Source organism: Bacillus sp. FG16 (assembly GCF_057809515.1).
Map to the genome: position 1 here is coordinate 1 of NZ_JBMDKC010000111.1, position 17,202 is coordinate 17,202.

At 34.8% G+C, this 17,202-nt stretch carries 14 protein-coding genes and 1 pseudogene; 14 read left to right on the plus strand and 1 reads right to left on the minus strand.

Annotation, left to right across the window (positions count from 1 at the left end):
- The first annotated feature begins 273 nt into the window (after window positions 1-273).
- From gntK to gnd, 3 genes are read left to right on the plus strand one after another with little or no spacing between them, the layout of a single operon-like run.
- Complete coding sequence (gntK, locus tag ACODS7_RS26960; protein ID WP_243168116.1) at window positions 274-1,812, plus strand: gluconokinase; 1,539 nt, start codon at window positions 274-276, stop codon at window positions 1,810-1,812.
- Between the two features lie 14 nt (window positions 1,813-1,826).
- Window positions 1,827-3,176, plus strand: a complete 1,350-nt coding sequence (locus ACODS7_RS26965; protein ID WP_000260205.1) for a GntP family permease — start codon at window positions 1,827-1,829, stop codon at window positions 3,174-3,176.
- A gap of 18 nt (window positions 3,177-3,194) precedes the next feature.
- Window positions 3,195-4,091 (plus strand): phosphogluconate dehydrogenase (NAD(+)-dependent, decarboxylating), encoded by an 897-nt coding sequence (gene gnd / locus ACODS7_RS26970; RefSeq protein WP_243168115.1) that lies wholly within the window; start codon window positions 3,195-3,197, stop codon window positions 4,089-4,091.
- Between the two features lie 68 nt (window positions 4,092-4,159).
- Here gnd and ACODS7_RS26975 read toward each other — a convergent pair whose 3' ends face one another.
- Window positions 4,160-4,924, minus strand: a complete 765-nt coding sequence (locus tag ACODS7_RS26975; RefSeq protein ID WP_243168114.1) for a DUF2711 domain-containing protein — start codon at window positions 4,922-4,924, stop codon at window positions 4,160-4,162.
- Window positions 4,925-5,063: 139 nt separating this feature from the next.
- On the opposite strand from ACODS7_RS26975, the gene ACODS7_RS26980 reads away from it, so the two are divergent.
- The 11 genes and pseudogenes from ACODS7_RS26980 to ACODS7_RS27030 all read left to right on the plus strand — a co-directional run.
- Window positions 5,064-6,284, plus strand: a complete 1,221-nt coding sequence (locus ACODS7_RS26980) for a glycosyltransferase (RefSeq protein ID WP_088114349.1) — start codon at window positions 5,064-5,066, stop codon at window positions 6,282-6,284.
- 34 nt (window positions 6,285-6,318) lie between these two features.
- Entirely contained in the window at window positions 6,319-7,473 is a 1,155-nt protein-coding gene (locus ACODS7_RS26985; RefSeq protein WP_000422334.1) for a CgeB family protein, read from the plus strand.
- Window positions 7,474-7,617: 144 nt separating this feature from the next.
- On the plus strand, window positions 7,618-8,154 hold the full coding sequence (locus tag ACODS7_RS26990) for an NADPH-dependent FMN reductase (protein ID WP_000780355.1): 537 nt from the start codon (window positions 7,618-7,620) through the stop codon (window positions 8,152-8,154).
- Window position 8,155: 1 nt separating this feature from the next.
- Window positions 8,156-9,385, plus strand: coding sequence for an MFS transporter (locus ACODS7_RS26995; protein ID WP_016081764.1), 1,230 nt, complete (start codon window positions 8,156-8,158; stop codon window positions 9,383-9,385).
- Window positions 9,386-9,449: 64 nt separating this feature from the next.
- The gene (locus ACODS7_RS27000; protein ID WP_043936538.1) at window positions 9,450-10,007 is read left to right on the plus strand and encodes a YdcF family protein; all 558 of its coding nucleotides are present in this window, start codon (window positions 9,450-9,452) and stop codon (window positions 10,005-10,007) included.
- A gap of 100 nt (window positions 10,008-10,107) precedes the next feature.
- On the plus strand, window positions 10,108-11,055 hold the full coding sequence (locus ACODS7_RS27005) for an ABC transporter ATP-binding protein (protein WP_029442228.1): 948 nt from the start codon (window positions 10,108-10,110) through the stop codon (window positions 11,053-11,055).
- 3 nt (window positions 11,056-11,058) lie between these two features.
- Window positions 11,059-12,570 carry an ABC transporter permease/substrate-binding protein gene (locus ACODS7_RS27010; protein ID WP_043936536.1) on the plus strand — a complete coding sequence of 504 codons (1,512 nt, stop codon included), beginning with the start codon at window positions 11,059-11,061 and terminating at the stop codon, window positions 12,568-12,570.
- A 213-nt stretch (window positions 12,571-12,783) separates the two neighbouring features.
- Entirely contained in the window at window positions 12,784-14,211 is a 1,428-nt protein-coding gene (locus tag ACODS7_RS27015) for a basic amino acid/polyamine antiporter (protein ID WP_243168113.1), read from the plus strand.
- Window positions 14,212-14,288: 77 nt separating this feature from the next.
- A complete protein-coding gene (locus ACODS7_RS27020; protein ID WP_000391447.1) occupies window positions 14,289-14,549 on the plus strand; it encodes a hypothetical protein in 261 nt (86 codons plus the stop codon).
- Between the two features lie 105 nt (window positions 14,550-14,654).
- Window positions 14,655-16,472 (plus strand): DUF8727 domain-containing protein, encoded by a 1,818-nt coding sequence (locus ACODS7_RS27025; RefSeq protein ID WP_016081759.1) that lies wholly within the window; start codon window positions 14,655-14,657, stop codon window positions 16,470-16,472.
- Window positions 16,462-17,202 (plus strand): annotated as a pseudogene (locus tag ACODS7_RS27030) (hypothetical protein); the annotation flags it as partial. The gene ACODS7_RS27025 and the pseudogene ACODS7_RS27030, both read left to right, overlap by 11 nt.

Sequence of the window (17,202 nt, forward strand, 5' to 3'; positions counted from 1 at the left end):
AAAATGTACATGATTATTCAAGTGTTAATGTGTACATTTAAACTAGCATTTATAATGAGAGGAAAGAGTGTATTGCGTAACGCAATATAACGTAATTTTACCGCACGGAAAAGCTAAATTTAGTATATAAGTGAAATGGAATGAGGGGATTTACTTTTTGTTATGAAAAAAATTTTCTTTTTATAACTTGATAAATGAAAAAATATTTTATATACTAATTCATGTAAACGGTTTACTAAATCGTATTTTGCTAGAAATGAAGGGAAGATTCGCATGGAAACAAGGGGGAGAGTAATCGGGATTGATATCGGTACCACAAGTACGAAAACGGTTGTTTTTACAGAAACAGGAAAAGTTATTGCATCACATGCAATCGATTACCCAATTATTCAACCGAACGTAGGATGGGCTGAGCAAGATCCTGATGTAATATGTGCCGCTGTATACAAAAGTGTAAGCGTTGCCATTGAAAAGGGTAATGTATTACCAGAAGATATTTCTTCGATCGGTATTAGTGCAGCTATGCACGCATTAATTGCAGTAGATGAAAATGGTACGCCATTAACGCGTTCTATCATTTGGGCAGATAATCGAAGTACGAAGCAATCAGAAAAATTATTACATCAAATGAATGGGCATGAAATTTATAGACGTACAGGTACACCGATCCATCCAATGTCACCACTTTCTAAATTGTTATGGATGAAAGAAGAGGAACCAGAGTTATATACAAGTGCTTATAAATTTATTTCCATTAAAGAGTATGTGATTTACCAATTATTTTCACGCTACGTAGTTGATTATTCGATTGCTTCTGCTACGGGGTTATTTAATTTAGAAACATTAAATTGGGATGAAGATGTTTTAACGATGTTACATATGTCACCAGAACAATTATCAACCCCTGTACCAACTACATATATTTTATCAGGTATGAAGCCAGAATTAGCACAGAAGATGGGGATAAGTGCAGAGACACCAATTGTCATCGGAGCAAGTGATGGGGTTCTTGCAAATGTAGGAGTTGGGGCGATATCACCGGGTGCGGCTGCAATTACGATTGGAACGAGTGGTGCGGTTCGAACAATCTCATCAAATATAAATACAGATGAGAAAGGTAGAACGTTTTGTTACGCATTAACAGATGAGCACTGGGTAATCGGTGGTCCAACGAATAATGGTGGAATATTACTGAGATGGTTACGTGATGAATTTGGTAGTCCAGAGCAAGAAGTTGCAAGGAAGCTCGGAATTGATCCTTATGATTTATTAATTAAATATGCAGAAAGCGTACCAGCTGGAGCGGATGGGCTATTGTTTTTACCTTTCTTATCTGGAGAACGCGCACCTTACTGGAATGCAAATGCTCGTGGTACATTCTTTGGAATCAATCTTCAACATAAGCGAGAGCATTTTATACGTGCAGTGATGGAAGGTGTTTGTATGAGTGTATATTCAGTAGCACTCGCAATCAGGGACTGTACAGGGCCACTTACTGAAATACGAGTTTCAGGAGGGTTTGCGAAATCTGCATTTTGGAGACAAATGTTGTCCGATATGACGGGGAAAGAATTGCTTGTACCTGAAAGTCATGAAGCATCTGCGCTTGGGGCAGCGGCAGTTGCTTTATATGCTGTAGGAAAAATTGATTCTCTTGAAGAGGTAAAGGATTGGATTGATATTGTCCATCATCATGTACCGAATAAAGAAAATACGGCTATATATTTAGAAATGTTTTATATGTATGAACGACTTTACAATCGTTTGAAAGAAGAATTTGATTGTATAGCTGCTTTCCAACGTAAACAATAGGGGGATTGGGAGAAATGGTAGTTGGGATCGTACTAGCGGCAGTTGTCATACTACTTTTACTTATTACGGTAGTAAAATGGCATCCATTTGTCGCATTAATTTTAACAGCAATTGGTGTAGGATTGGCAATGGGAATGCCTTTAATTGGAACTTCACCAAAAGATCCAGGGATTATTGATTCTATTAAACTAGGGCTTGGTAATACGTTAGGCTTTTTAGCAATAGTTTTAGCGCTAGGAACGATGCTTGGAAAAATGATGGCCGAATCTGGCGGTGCTGAACGGATCGCTAACACATTAATTAATCGTTTTGGGAAGAAACGAGTTCACTGGGCGATGATGTTCGTTGCATTTTTAGTAGGTATTCCGGTATTTTTCCAAGTTGGATTTGTCCTATTAATTCCGTTAGTATTTACAATTGCGTTAGAAACTGGGGTATCACTTATTACAATCGGTATTCCGCTAGTAGCAGGACTGTCAGTCGTACACGGACTTGTTCCACCGCATCCAGCGGCAATGGCGGCAGTTGGTATTTTTAAAGCAGATGTAGGGAAGACAATTTTATATGCGTTAATTGTCGGACTTCCAACTGCAATTATTTCAGGTCCACTTTACGGGAAATGGATTGGTGCTCGTATCCATAAGGAAGTACCATTAGATATAGCGGAGCAATTTATTGAAAGAGATAAGAAGAAAGAACTTCCTAGCTTCGGAAATACATTGTTTACTATTTTACTTCCAGTATTTCTTATGCTTGGTGCATCCATTGCTGAAGTAGCGTTACATAAAACGAGTCAACTTGCACAAGTGTTACACTTTATTGGAGATCCAATAGTCGCTTTATTAATTGCAACGATTTATTCTTTCTTTAGCCTTGGTTATGCAAAAGGATTTTCTAAAGATAAAGTATTACAATTTACAAATGATTGCCTTGGGCCGATTGCAAACATACTGTTAGTAATTGGTGCTGGTGGTGCATTTAATAAGGTGTTATTAGATTCTGGAATTGGTACTACAATTGCTGAAATGGCGAAAGAATCACATATTTCACCAATATTACTTGGATGGGGAATTGCTGCACTTATCCGAGTTGCAACAGGATCGGCAACTGTTTCTATGATGACAGCAGCTGGTATTGTTGCGCCGATTGCAGCAAGTACACCTGGTGTAAATGTTGAATTACTAGCACTTGCAACAGGCGCAGGGTCATTAATTTTATCACACGTGAATGATTCGGGATTTTGGATGATTAAAGAATATTTCGGAATGACTGTGAAAGAAACATTATTAACATGGACCGCAATGGAGACTATACTATCAGTTGTAGCACTTGGATTAATTTCGATATTAAATATATTTGTATAGAATGGGAGATTGATTAATATGAAACTAGGTTTAATTGGATTAGGAAAAATGGGATTCCCATTAGCTGAACACTTACATGAAGACAAGTATGAAGTAGTTGTATACGATGTAAATAAAGAGCTTGTAGAAAAGGCAGGAAAACTAGGAATTACTGCACGTCATACATTAAAAGAAATGATCGCTGAATTAGAAGCTCCTCGTACGATCTGGGTAATGGTGCCTGCAGGAGAAGTTGTAGAGTCAGTATTAAAAGATGTGTATCCGTTATTAGATGAAGGTGATATCGTTATTGAAGGTGGAAATTCATTCTATAAAGATACGTTACGCCGTGCTGAAGAAGCAAAAAGCTTCGGATTACATTATGTAGATATCGGTACATCTGGCGGTGTAGAAGGAGCTAGATGCGGTGCTTGTTTAATGGTTGGTGGAGAAAAAGAAATTTATGACCAATTAGAACCTTTATTTAAAGATTTAGCAGTAGAAAATGGCTATTCTTATGCTGGCCGCGTTGGTAGTGGTCATTTCTTAAAAATGGTTCATAACGGTATTGAGTACGGCATGATGCAAGCAATCGCTGAAGGATTTGAAGTACTAGATAAGAGTGACTTTGATTTCAATTATGAAGATGTTGCAAAAGTATGGGCGAACGGATCAGTAATCCGCGGTTGGTTAATGGACTTAACTGAAAAAGCATTTGCAGATGATCCTAAACTTGATGGCATTAAAGGTGTAATGAACTCTTCAGGAGAAGGGAAATGGACTGTTGAAACTGCGCTTGAGTTACAAGCAGCGGCACCAGTAATCGCGATGTCATTATTTATGCGCTATCGTTCTCAGGAAGATGATACATTCCATGGAAAAGTAGTTTCAGCACTACGTAATCAGTTCGGTGGACATGAAGTTGTAAAAAAATAAGGATGTTTTTGAAAAGAAACTTGTGCATAAGCGCAAGTTTCTTTTTTGTAGTTTAAGAAATTACTAATTTAAAAATACCAATCAATCATCGTTTTTTTGTCACAAATGACAGCTTCAACATTCATTGATTGAACAATATATTCTATATTTTCTTCTTTAGCTAATAATAAGGTTGTAAAGGAATCGTATATACTCATAAACGCATACTCATTGTCTTCTCCAGTAATAATTAACTCATTATTGCTAATGTCCCAAATATTTAATGGAGTAGTATTATTTACCTGTAATAATCCGTTTGTATCAAGAATTGGTTCAGAGAAATATAGATTTTTTGCACCTTTAGAACCGAGGAGTTTAAGTAATTTGTGTAATAAAAATATAGACGTATAATCTTCTGTTGGATAATAAAGATCTTTTTTTAAGTTTGAATGTAGCTTTTCAGCTAAATCCTCTCTTTTATATTCTTCTGAAAAGACACTAATGGAAGTCAACATGGCCATTGCTAGGTCTGCGTATGAATGTAATCCACTACAAGACATCATTTCCTTCCAAGAAACGGATTTCCCATTGTGAATGATTTCTTCAGCGCTAGGATAGATGTGCTCATATGGTCTTTTTCTCACAGACTTTTCCCATCCTAAAGGCATTTGGACAAATGGATGTAGCAATATAGCTGCAGATTTAAAATTACTTGGTAGTTGTTCTAAAATTGGTGATTTGTCATTTAGCCAAATGTAATCCAACAAAATATAACCTCCTCTTAGACTTTGAAATGTACGGATTCCCGTATTATGTTTTTTTGTATTGATTGTATCAAATATAAAGCGAAGCATGAAATATGTCCCAACATAAAAGTAAGAATAAATAAAATGAAGTTTTCATAAATAGTAAAAGGGTGCTTATGTCATCAGTATAGCTAAAAAATGTTGTTACATATGAGAAGAGCGTGTTAATAAAATATGAGGTGGTTAAATGGGAAATGAGCAAGTGAAGTCTGTAAAGGAAGAAAAAAAGTTATGTCTTTGTATGATTGTCAAAAATGAGTCTAGAATTATGGAAAGATGTTTAAATGCAACAAAATCAATTGTAGATTATGTTTCTATTTGTGATACTGGATCGACGGATAATACGCCTGAAATTATAGAAAATTGGTGTAAGGAAAATGAGATACCTGGGACAGTTCATCATGAGCCGTTTAAAAACTTTGGTTATAACAGAAGCTTAGCAGTTTCATTAGCGCAAAAAACATATCCAGAAGCGGATTATTTATTAATATTAGATGCGGATATGATTTTAGAGGTTGATCCGAATTTCGATAAAACGAGCTTAACGGAAGATCATTATCTTACATTGCAATATGATGTTCATATTAAATATTGGCTTACACGTCTATTAAAAGCTTCTTTACCATGGAAATCTGTCGGTGTTACTCATGAGTATTGGGATATAGATCGTTCAAAAGTTGGAGCGAATTACAATACGAGGGTAGATCGGTTAGAGACTCTTGTCGTGAATGATCCCGGAGATGGGGGGAGTAAAGCTGATAAATTTGAAAGAGATGAGAGGTTGTTGTTACAGGGGATAAATGACCCAGAAACAACGCCAGATTTGCATATAAGATATTTATTTTATTTAGCCCAGACTTATTTTCATTTAAGTCAATTTGAAGATTCGATTAAATGGTATAAAAAACGAGTGGAAGCAGGGGGATGGGTTGAAGAGGTATTCTATTCGTTATTGCGAATAGGATTTTGTTATGAGCAGTTAGCAAATCGTTCAGCAAATAAACAAAATGAAGTGACAGATGCTGATGAAAAAGAAAATGTTAAAGGGCAAGAAGAGCAATATTTAGCATTAGCTGTTTTTTATTTTCAAAAAGCGTGGGAATATAGACCAACTCGGGCTGAGCCATTATATCAACTTGCAAGGTTGTATCGATTACGATCTCAAAACAATATTGCTTTGATGTATGCTCTGCAAGGGAAGGAAATTCCTTTTCCAAAGGATGATCTTCTATTTGTAGATTATCATGTGTATGATTACTTATTTGACTATGAAATTTCTATTAGTGCTTTCTATATACCTCATAAAAAACATTTAGGGGCCGTGTCGCAAAAGTATTTGGAATCGATTAAAGAAGAGATTCCATTTCATATAGCAAATATAGTAGAGAATAATGCGAAATTTTATTAAATACATTTTCGGTTAAAGGAGTAGTGGAGTAATCATGGAATTAATGCGATGGGCGATTGAACTAGGAGAATCGGTGCATGGAAATACGTATGAAGAATTGATGCCACTACTAGACTATTATTATGATCGTGATCATTTAAAAGCGTATTGTATCGCAAATCTTCTTTTAAACATGGATGTATTAGATGAACATCGTGAAAGAATCGAATTAAGAAGATGCATCGCTGCTTATTATGCTGGATTATATAAAGTAGCAAGAAAACATGCAAATGAGTTAGTACTTAAACATCCGGATGTAGATTTATATAAAAATAATTTAAAATTAATGGAAGCTTATTTGAATAAAGAATATGATTATTGTCTTTTTATATGCCCAAAGACATACGGTAGTTTCATAGATGTTGCGCGAGCTTTAAAGTGGCGGTTGGAGCAGGAGGGAAATACAGTAATTATATCAGAAACAATACTGGAAAATGTAAAGAATACAGTTGTTTTTGGAGCACATACATACGCATATAACCCGAATCTTCTTCCGAAAGATGCAATTATTTATAATTTAGAACAGCTATACGAAGGAAGTCCATATGCGCACCCCCTTTATTTAATATTATTAAAAGATAGAGTGATTTGGGATTATAGTAAACAAAATATAGAATGGCTAAAACAAAAAGGGGTAGGAAAAGAAATAAAACATGTAAAAATGAACTATGCTCCAACTTTGGAAATAAAAAAAGATGCATTTGAAGATGACATTACTGAAGATATTGATATTCTGTTTATAGGTGCTCTTAATCCGAGGCGGCAAGCTATTTTTGATCATCTAAAAGCGATTGCCCCGAATTTAAATATAGTTTTTAAAAATAATGCGTGGGGAATTGTTAGAAATGAATTGATTGCTAGAGCTAAAATTATATTAAATATTCATTTTTACTTATCAGGAATTCTTGAAACACCTCGCGTGTCTTATGCAGTCGCAAATAAGAAATTTATTATTTCCGAAAATAGTAATCCAGAAGATGAGGTAGAGTGGCCGGGAATTGTATTTACTCCGTACGAAAAAATAATTGAAAACGTAATGAAATATATAGAATTACCAGAAGAACGGAAAAAATTAGCGGGAAAAGCATATAATCATTTTGAAGCAAATGAAAGTTTAGGTACATTGAGTCTGAGAGATGAAACGAAGTAATTGTGCGAAACTCATACGAAAGTATGAGTTCTTTTTTGTTTATCATACTATTTTATGAAACAAGTTAACTCTTTATATTGTGTTTTGTATAGAAATTTCTGATAATATATAAGTAGAACTTGAAAACAAAGGGGAGAAATAATCATGAAACTAGTCGTTATTAACGGTACACCAAGAAAATTTGGTAGAACTCGCGTGGTGGCAAAATATATTGCGGATCAATTTGAAGGGGAATTATATGATTTAGCAATTGAGGAGTTACCTTTATACAATGGAGAAGAGTCACAACGTGATTTAGAGGCAGTAAAAAAATTGAAAACGTTAGTGAAAGCTGCGGATGGGGTTGTATTATGTACACCAGAATATCATAATGCGATGAGCGGTGCGCTGAAAAACTCTTTAGATTACTTAAGTAGTAGTGAATTTATTCATAAACCAGTTGCATTGTTAGCGGTTGCTGGTGGCGGTAAAGGTGGAATAAATGCATTAAACAGCATGCGAACGGTCGCTAGAGGTGTTTATGCAAATGCCATTCCAAAACAAGTTGTGCTTGATGGATTACATGTGCAAGATGGTGAACTTGGGGAAGATGCCAAACCATTAATTCATGATGTAGTTAAAGAATTAAAAGCATATATGAGCGTATATAAAGAGGTGAAAAAGCAACTAGGAGTGGAGTGATATGTCCTCACTTTATCATGATTCTCGCTTGTATTACATTCTAGGGGCCAATAGTCTATCTGCTATTGGTTCCGGAATTGTTATGATAACGATTCCTTGGCTGTTAATTAAAGAGAGTGGAGGAGAGACAACATTTGGTTATGTTTCTATCATTGCAACCCTCATTATGTTTTTATTAACACCATTCATTGGGCAAAGTATTGATCGTTTTTCAAGAAAATCTTTATTGCTATGTAACGAAGGAATCGGAATTGCCGTAATTGGAATAATGGTTATATGGGGATTTGCGGGGCAACCTTATCATTCTATTCACTATATTCTTATTTATATAGCCGGATCATTCTATTATTTATTATTTTATCCTACAATATTTGCGTTCAACCAAGAGATATTTCAAGCGGAACATTATAAAAGTTTAAGTGGAACGATGGAAATACAAGGACAGTTAACACAAGTTATTTCTGGAGCGGCCGCGAGCTTCTTAATTGAAATTGTATCTTTGAAGTGGATTTTGTTAGTAGACATGTTAACTTTTGCTGGAGCATTTTTTCTTTTCTTATGTATACCGTACGTAAAGAAAAAAGAAGTAAAAAGAAAAATAACATTTAAGAAGCAATTGTTTGAAGGAATTCACTTTATGAAAAAACGTCCTAAGCTCTTTTGGTTCTTACTGGCTACTTATATGCCGTTTATAGGTGTCATGATGGCAAATTATTTAATACCAGTTTATATTTCGGATATACTTAAAGCCAATGCCTCTGTATACGCAATAGAGGGGATGATGTACGGTGTTGGAGCGGTTGTTGCAGGAATCTGTATTCCACTCATAATGAAATATGTAAAAACAGAAGTTTCAATCGTTATGACGATGTTCATTTATGTAATTTCAATTACCGTAATGATTATTGAACCTTCCGTAATTTTCTTATATGGACTTGCAATTTTTCATGCAGTTGGAAATGCGGGTACAAGAGTGGCGAGAAATGTATTGATGATGGAGGAAATTCCAAATGAAGTAATGGGACGTGTAGACAGCTTATTTCGCCTAATTGGTACTGGAATACGAATATTATTATTAATGTTGTTTACAGCGGGTGTATCTAAAGTCGGAGTCATGCTGCCGTTTTACGTATTAAGCTGCATATTGATCTTCTCATTAGGAATCGCTATTTATTATGTACTATCACAACGTAAAGTAGCGGCGCATGTTTCTAATAAATCAATCGTTTGAAAAAACACTTCTGCCTCCCTTTCTTTTTCTATATAATAACAAGAAAGGGAGTGAATACTTATTTATGAACAAATGGATCTTTCTTATGATTTTATTATTACCGCCACTATACATCCTTTATATGACCTTTCGAATGAACAAAGTTACTCGTGAAAAGTTGAGCTATCACTCTCCGTACGTTCTTATACTGGGTGCAAAGTTATTTGGAGATAGACCGTCTTTATCTCTTCAAAATCGTTTGGATGTAGCGTTGGAGTATTTATTTTCCCATCCTGAAGCGAAAGTAATTGTTTCAGGTGGTCAAGGAGAAGATGAAGATATACCGGAAGCTCACAGCATGAGAAATTATTTAATGGTACACGGTATAGATGAGAGTCGTATTTTAATAGAAGATCAATCTACAAATACGTATGAAAACTTAAAATTTAGTATGGATTTATATAATGTGAAACATGCGGTAGTTGTAAGTAATACGTATCATTTATATCGAACAAAAATAATTGCAAAGCGTTTAGGCATGAAGATGGAGGCACTAGCTGCTGAAACGCCAATGCGTTCTAAGAGAAAAATGTATGTTCGCGAATATGCTGCTATTATGAAAACAATATTGTTCGACCGTTAGAGCTCAAATGCGAGCTCTTTTTTAATTTAAAAGCGTATCATTTGAAATGAATGCCATATTCCATCAAAATAAAGGAAACAACAGTAAAGGAGTTGTGTTTGTGATTCAATTTAATCATGTGTCAAAATCGTATGAAGATGGCACGAAAGCAGTGGATTCATTGCATTTAGAAATTAAAAAGGGAGAATTTTTCGTTCTCATCGGTCCGAGTGGTTGTGGGAAAACAACGACAATGAAGATGATTAATCGTTTAATCGAAACGACTGAAGGATCGATTTTAATCGATGGAAAAGATATTCAACAATATAATATAAACGAATTACGTTGGGATATAGGATACGTGTTGCAACAGATTGCTTTATTTCCTCATATGACAATCGCTGAAAATATTGCAGTTGTTCCTGAAATGAGGCAATGGAGCAAAAAGGACATAAAAGCACGCGTCGATGACTTGTTACATATGGTTGGATTAGATCCGGATATATATCGAGATCGTATGCCTGATGAATTATCAGGAGGACAAAAACAACGTGTCGGTGTCGTGCGAGCATTAGCCGCAAACCCGAAAATCGTTCTTATGGATGAACCATTTAGTGCGCTAGATCCGTTAAGTAGGGAACAGCTTCAGAAGGATATTGTACAGTTGCAAAAAAAGATTCAAAAAACAATCGTGTTCGTAACACATGATATGCAAGAAGCATTATCACTTGGAGATCGCATTTGTATTATGAAAGAAGGAAAAGTTGTTCAACTTGATACACCAGAAGGAATTATACATAATCCGAAAAATGAATTTGTAGAGGAGTTCATTGGAAATCGTGGACGAACTTGGTATGAGGGGAAAAGTGTAGCAGATGTATTGCCGCTTGACGAAAGTGTGCAATTAGAAGGGCAGGCACTATCATTACATGCTTCTTTACAAGAAGCGTTAGTTCGTGTGCGTGATGAGGAGGTCGTTCCAGTTGAAGAAAATGGTCAATATATTGGAGCGTTAACAAGTCGTCATATTGTCAATTACATTGTTGAACAAATGAAGGAAAGAGGCTAAACAGTGACTAATTTTATACAAACGTTCCAAGAACGAAAAATAGAATTACTAACTGCATTAAGTGAGCATTTACAAATATCGCTTATTTCATTATTTTTTGCAGTAATTATAGCGGTGCCACTTGGCATTTTATTAACAAGAAAAGAACGAATGGCTGAATTTATAATAGGAACTTCTGCAGTAATGCAGACAGTGCCATCACTTGCATTACTTGGACTATTAATTCCGTTAGTAGGAATTGGAAAACTTCCAGCGATTATCGCATTAGTTGTGTATGCACTATTACCTATTTTACGAAATACATATACAGGAATAAGGGAATTAGATGAATCACTAATAGAAGCGGCGAGAGCTATGGGGATGAATAGTTGGAGAAGGTTGTGGAAGGTAGAACTTCCTCTTGCATTGCCTATCATTATGGCCGGTATTCGTACAGCGATGGTATTGATTGTTGGAACGGCTACATTAGCAGCTCTCATTGGTGCTGGTGGGCTAGGTAAGCTTATATTATTAGGTATAGATCGAAATGATCATGCACTTATCATTTTAGGGGCCGTACCAGCCGCGTTACTCGCTTTATTCTTTGATATAGTACTTCGCATACTTGAACGACCGAAACGCTCTTCTAAGCGTGTTATATTGACGATATGTATAGTTGTAGTAATGATTGCTTCTCCATTTCTTTGGAGTACAGAAAAGAAAGATATTGTTATTGCGGGCAAACTTGGATCAGAACCTGAAATTTTAATTCAAATGTATAAGCAGCTTATTGAACAAGATACCGATTTACACGTACAATTAAAACCAGGTCTTGGAAAAACAGCATTTGTATTTGAAGCGTTGAAATCAGGGGAAGTAGATATATACCCAGAATTTTCAGGAACAGCATTATCTACTTTCGTGAAAGAAGAACCAAAGAGCACAAATCGTGATGAAGTATATGATCAGGCTCGCGTTGGAATGGAAAAGAAATATAATATGGTTATGTTGAAGCCAATGGAGTATAACAATACATATGCACTAGCTATGCCGAAAAAAATAGCAGATCAAAATAATATAAATACAATTTCTGATTTGGGAAATATTGCACAAAATGCTAAAGTAGGATTTACATTAGAGTTTGCTGATCGTGAAGACGGTTATAAAGGAATGCAAAAATTATATAACTATAAGTTTTCAAATATTAAAACGATGGAGCCGAAGTTGCGTTATAGCGCAATTCAATCTGGAGATGTTAACGTAATCGATGCATATTCAACAGATAGTGAATTGGAGCAATACGGACTAAAAGTGCTAAAAGATGATAAAGGGTTATTCCCACCTTATCAAGGAGCACCATTATTAAGAAAAGAAACGTTAAAGAAATATCCTGAACTTGAAAAGGTATTAAATAAATTATCTGGAAAGATTACAGATGAAGAAATGCGAAAAATGAATTATGAAGTTAACGTAAATGGTAAAAATAGTGAAGAAGTCGCAAAACAATTTTTACAAAAAGAGAAATTACTTCGTTAAATTTACAAGAAATATACAAATTTATATGTTTGAAATGACCGTTCATTACAAAATGAGCGGTTTTTTTGTGCATACTTATACATTTTTTCAAAAAAGTATTCCATTTTTGCTCATTTTCTTTTAGAATAAGTAATGTTTTCCTGAAAAAATATAAGAGAAACGTCTATTAGAGAAAAAGGTGACTTTAATAGTTGAACGAACATAACACCTAGAATGACAGATGGGGTGGTACAAATAGAAAAGAAGTTAGGATTTTTTCCGTTAATCGCATTAGTAGTTGGAACAATGGTTGGTGGCGGTGTTTTTAGTTTACCGCATGATTTAGCAGTAGGAGCAAACAGTGGCGCAATAATAATTGGCTGGTGTATTACAGCGATGGGAATGATTCCACTTGCGCTCGTATATCAAACGTTAGCAAGACAAAAACCGGAACTTGAAGGTGGAATTTATAGTTATGCACGTGCTGGTTTCGGTGAATATATTGGATTTAATAGTGCTTGGGGATATTGGCTAGCAGGAATCTTAGGTAATGTCGCAACAATTATGTTACTGTTTAGTACATTAGGTTATTTCTTTCCAATTTTCAAAGGAGGAAATAATGTTGCGTCTATCGTTGGGGCATCACTTTTATTATGGACACTTCATTTTCTAATTTTATTTGGAATCCGTGAAGCTTCTATTATGAATGTTATTGCAACGATAGGGAAATTGGTTCCAATCGTATTATTTATTGTTGTAATGGTAACAGCCTTTCGCTGGGATACATTTACACATGATTTTTGGGGAGAAGGAACGCTCTCACTTTCCGCTATACTTGGTCAAGTGAAAAATACAATGCTTGTAACACTTTGGGTTTTCATTGGAGTTGAAGGAGCGGTTGTATTATCCGGAAGAGCGAAGAATAGCCGAGATGTTGGTAAGGCGACAGTAATGGGACTTATTTTAGTAATGTCCATTTATATTTTAATTTCTGTTCTGTCAATGGGAGCGATGACAAGAAGCGAACTTTCTGTGTTAGAAACCCCGTCAATGGGACATGTATTAGAGCATGTTGTTGGTCCATGGGGTGCAGTTGCGATTAACATCGGGTTAGTTGCTTCACTTGTCGGTACAGTAATTGGCTGGTTTTTACTTGTTTCTGAAATTTCTCATGTAGCAGGAAAAGATGGCGTATTTCCGAAAGTTTTTACGAAAACAAATAAAAAGCAAACACCGCACATGGCATTATGGATTTCAAATGGTGTTGCCCAAATTATATTTATCATCGTTCTGTTTTCAGAATCAACATATCAAATTATGTATTTCATTGCATCAACATCAATTTTATTACCATATTTATTATCAGCGTTATTCCAATTTAAATTAGTCATTACAAACGAGCTAAAAGACGCTAAATTAAAAAACGGAGCGTTAGCTTTAATTGCTTCTATTTACTCTGTATGGCTTCTTTACGCAGCTGGTTTAAAGAATTTACTACTCGTTTCAATTGTGTATGGAATTGGAATTATTGTTTACACGTTTGCAAGAAAAGAACAAGGGAACCGTTGCTTTGCAGGTGCAGAGAAATATGTGATGTGGGCAATTATTATTGCGGCTATCACATCACTGTATATGTTATTAACTGGAAATATAAAAATGTAAAAAGTCCTTTTCATTTAAAGGGCTTTTTTCTTTGTTTAGAGAATATTTACTACATAAGATATTCAGGAGGGATGAGAATGGAAGAAAAAGAACAGTTGTCTAGAATAATTGATTTAGCTAGTGAGTTAAGGAAAGTATTAGTGCAAGAATCTTTTTTTAATCATCATCCTGAACTGAGAGGAGTCATTGAGAATTTAGCTAGTTCTGTTGAAAATTTGGCGGAATTGCAAAAAAGTAAAGATGAAAACGCTGAAGATCGATTACGTTACGTACTTGCTAAAATGAAAATTGCTCATAATGCAATTTTACAAGAGAAAAAAGCATTTCCTTCTCATTAATATACGTTTTAATTTTGAACCTGGCGGATAACGTCAGGTTTTTTATTTCTAGTTTTTCGTTTCTTTCATACACTAAGAATAGTATGAAAAAAGAAGGTGACTAAGGTGAAATTACATAAAGCTCTTCAGCCAAGTTTTATAAAACGAATGTACTATATGAGATTTTTAGGGAAATTTACAAAAGCTGAAAAAGAGAAGAGTGGAGAGAATTTCTTTGTACAATGCTTATCGCCAATACCATTCACTTTACAGGAACAATTTGCAAATGAACCATATGTATTTGAAGGGTTATGTAGCAATAAAAAGAATGAAAAAATCTTTTCGGAATTAAAGAAGAGAAAATTAGAAAAGCAATTAGTGATGTTTCGTCTTTATTATGAAAGAGGAAATGTATACGTGGAGTTAATATGTACAGAAGAACCGAAAGAAATAGCAAGTAGCTATAAAATGATTCCGGCACCTAAAGTTACAAATAATAAAAAAAGAGAGTCTTTAGAACGAAAACTTAGCAACGGTTATTTATCATTCCTAATGCCTAAATTTCCGAAGGACTTTGAGCCTCCTGAATTATTGTGGCACGATGGAAGACTGTATGGAAACATATCCTTAAAGTCATCAATTAGCTCAATCGCATATTTTGAACAGAATCGGGAATGTAAATATATAAACTGCAGTGATTGGACGAAGTATGTAGAAATAGCGGTAGAAGATCAATTGTATTTTGTAAGTGATCATGTGTATGAGCAATTAAAGAAACGAATGCATGAAGAAGGTAAGCTAGTTGAAGTAGAAGATATAAAAGTGCAAAAAGATGAATGGGAATGGGATGAGCGTGAATCTTCCTTTTTGCAGTATGTACAAAGTATGGTGCGTAATAAAGGGCTATATTTGGATGAAACGGATATTTATAATTTCCATATAAGTGTAAAAACAAATATGTTAACAATTCTTGGTGGTATACCGGGCGTTGGGAAATCGCGTTTTGTGCAAACTTATGCAGAAGCATTAGGATTACAGTATGGAGAAGAATTGGTTTGGATTCCAATTTCGCCATCGTATCAAGAACCACATGATTTACTTGGTTACCTTCATCCAAATGGTACTTTTATTGAAAGTGAAACGAAGTTAGTTAGGACGTTAATGAAGGCGAAAGAAAATCCAAATCAACTGTATATAATCGTTTTTGATGAAATGAACATGTCTCATATTGAGCATTGGTTTACTCCGTTTCTATCTGTTCTTCAACTTGAAACAAAAAATCGTATTTTAAACTTGTATGAGGGTGTACAGGACATAGAGAATTCAATTCCGTCAACAATTGAAATTGGAGAAAATATTATATTTGTAGGTACTGTGAATTTTGATGAAACAACGAAAGAGCTCTCTGATCGATTATTAGACCGAACGAACTTAATAACGTTACAGAAAATCCCGTTTTGTGAGATGGGCATGGAACAGGGGAAAGTCGTATTACACCCACCTTTGAAAGTAACAGCAGGAGAATTTCGGATAAATTGGATGAGAAATAAAGCGATGATTGAAGTGTTTTCTGAAGAAGAATTAGAGCTATTAGATAAGTTGCATGTCGTATTGTCATCACATGATGCGTCTAAGGGAATTTCTTTCCGATGTGCAAATGCAATTGCGACTTATTTGCAAAACATACCGTTCCAAAATAACCATACCTATATGATCAGTAGAGAAGAGGGGTTTGATTTACAAATAAAGCAGCGTGTATTGACGAAAATTAGAGGGACCGAAATGATGGTTGGTTCTTTACTTTCTGAAGAAGCAAAAAGGGGAGCGATCTTAGTACCTCTTTTGCAATCTGCACTTGCAAACAGAGTATCTACATTTGAACACTCTTTAGCATATATACGAGAAAAACGTAGGGAACTGGAGCTGTATGGATATGCAAAATGAAGGGCGTTACGAAACAAAAATCGTTGATACGAATGAAACGCTCCCTTTTGTATTAAAGTTAATCATTGGAAATGAGGGGAAAGGAGATTATATTTTATTGAATCGTCTTTGTACATCTACTACAGCATTAGTTCAATGTATTTATAAAGTACAAGAATTAAAACCAATTAGATTGCAGTACAATTATGAAATTCCAATGAATATTACTTTTATATGGAATAAAGTATATGAGGGACAGAAAAATATAAAAGAGGCTCAATATGAAATAAATGAAAAAAAACAAAGAGTATTAATATATGAGCATGGGAAAACAGAATTCTTTTATCCATGGCGCTGTGGTTTATACCATTTTGAAGTGCGTATAGAAGATACAACGTATTATGGCGCTTTTCAAATCGTACCGAAAAACTTTTTTGATGATCAATTTGAAATGATTCAAGACTATGTGAAGTCAATTTTAAATGAGTTGATTTTGGATAGAGGTTATTATAAAAAGACTTTCTCTGCACTTAGCGATATTGAGGATTCTTCTTATTTAGTGTTGCTTAGAAAGTTACCCCAAAAAATGAAGATGATAAAGCAAATCTTTAAGAAAATAGAATCAAGCTCAAAATTTATAAATGCATATAAATGGGAAGGAAAAGAGAGAAAGCCAACAAGAAAAGGAACGATAGTGGCAGAAAGAAAACCTTATGCAAAACATTATAATCGTAAGTTTATGGAACAAAAA

Coding starts and splice junctions, on each gene's coding strand:
- gntK (WP_243168116.1), top strand. CDS start 274: ATGGAAACAAGGGGGAGAGTAATCGGGATTGATATCGGTACCACAAGT.
- ACODS7_RS26965 (WP_000260205.1), top strand. CDS start 1,827: ATGGTAGTTGGGATCGTACTAGCGGCAGTTGTCATACTACTTTTACTT.
- gnd (WP_243168115.1), top strand. CDS start 3,195: ATGAAACTAGGTTTAATTGGATTAGGAAAAATGGGATTCCCATTAGCT.
- ACODS7_RS26975 (WP_243168114.1), bottom strand. CDS start 4,924: ATGCTTCGCTTTATATTTGATACAATCAATACAAAAAAACATAATACG.
- ACODS7_RS26980 (WP_088114349.1), top strand. CDS start 5,064: ATGGGAAATGAGCAAGTGAAGTCTGTAAAGGAAGAAAAAAAGTTATGT.
- ACODS7_RS26985 (WP_000422334.1), top strand. CDS start 6,319: ATGGAATTAATGCGATGGGCGATTGAACTAGGAGAATCGGTGCATGGA.
- ACODS7_RS26990 (WP_000780355.1), top strand. CDS start 7,618: ATGAAACTAGTCGTTATTAACGGTACACCAAGAAAATTTGGTAGAACT.
- ACODS7_RS26995 (WP_016081764.1), top strand. CDS start 8,156: ATGTCCTCACTTTATCATGATTCTCGCTTGTATTACATTCTAGGGGCC.
- ACODS7_RS27000 (WP_043936538.1), top strand. CDS start 9,450: ATGAACAAATGGATCTTTCTTATGATTTTATTATTACCGCCACTATAC.
- ACODS7_RS27015 (WP_243168113.1), top strand. CDS start 12,784: ATGACAGATGGGGTGGTACAAATAGAAAAGAAGTTAGGATTTTTTCCG.
- ACODS7_RS27020 (WP_000391447.1), top strand. CDS start 14,289: ATGGAAGAAAAAGAACAGTTGTCTAGAATAATTGATTTAGCTAGTGAG.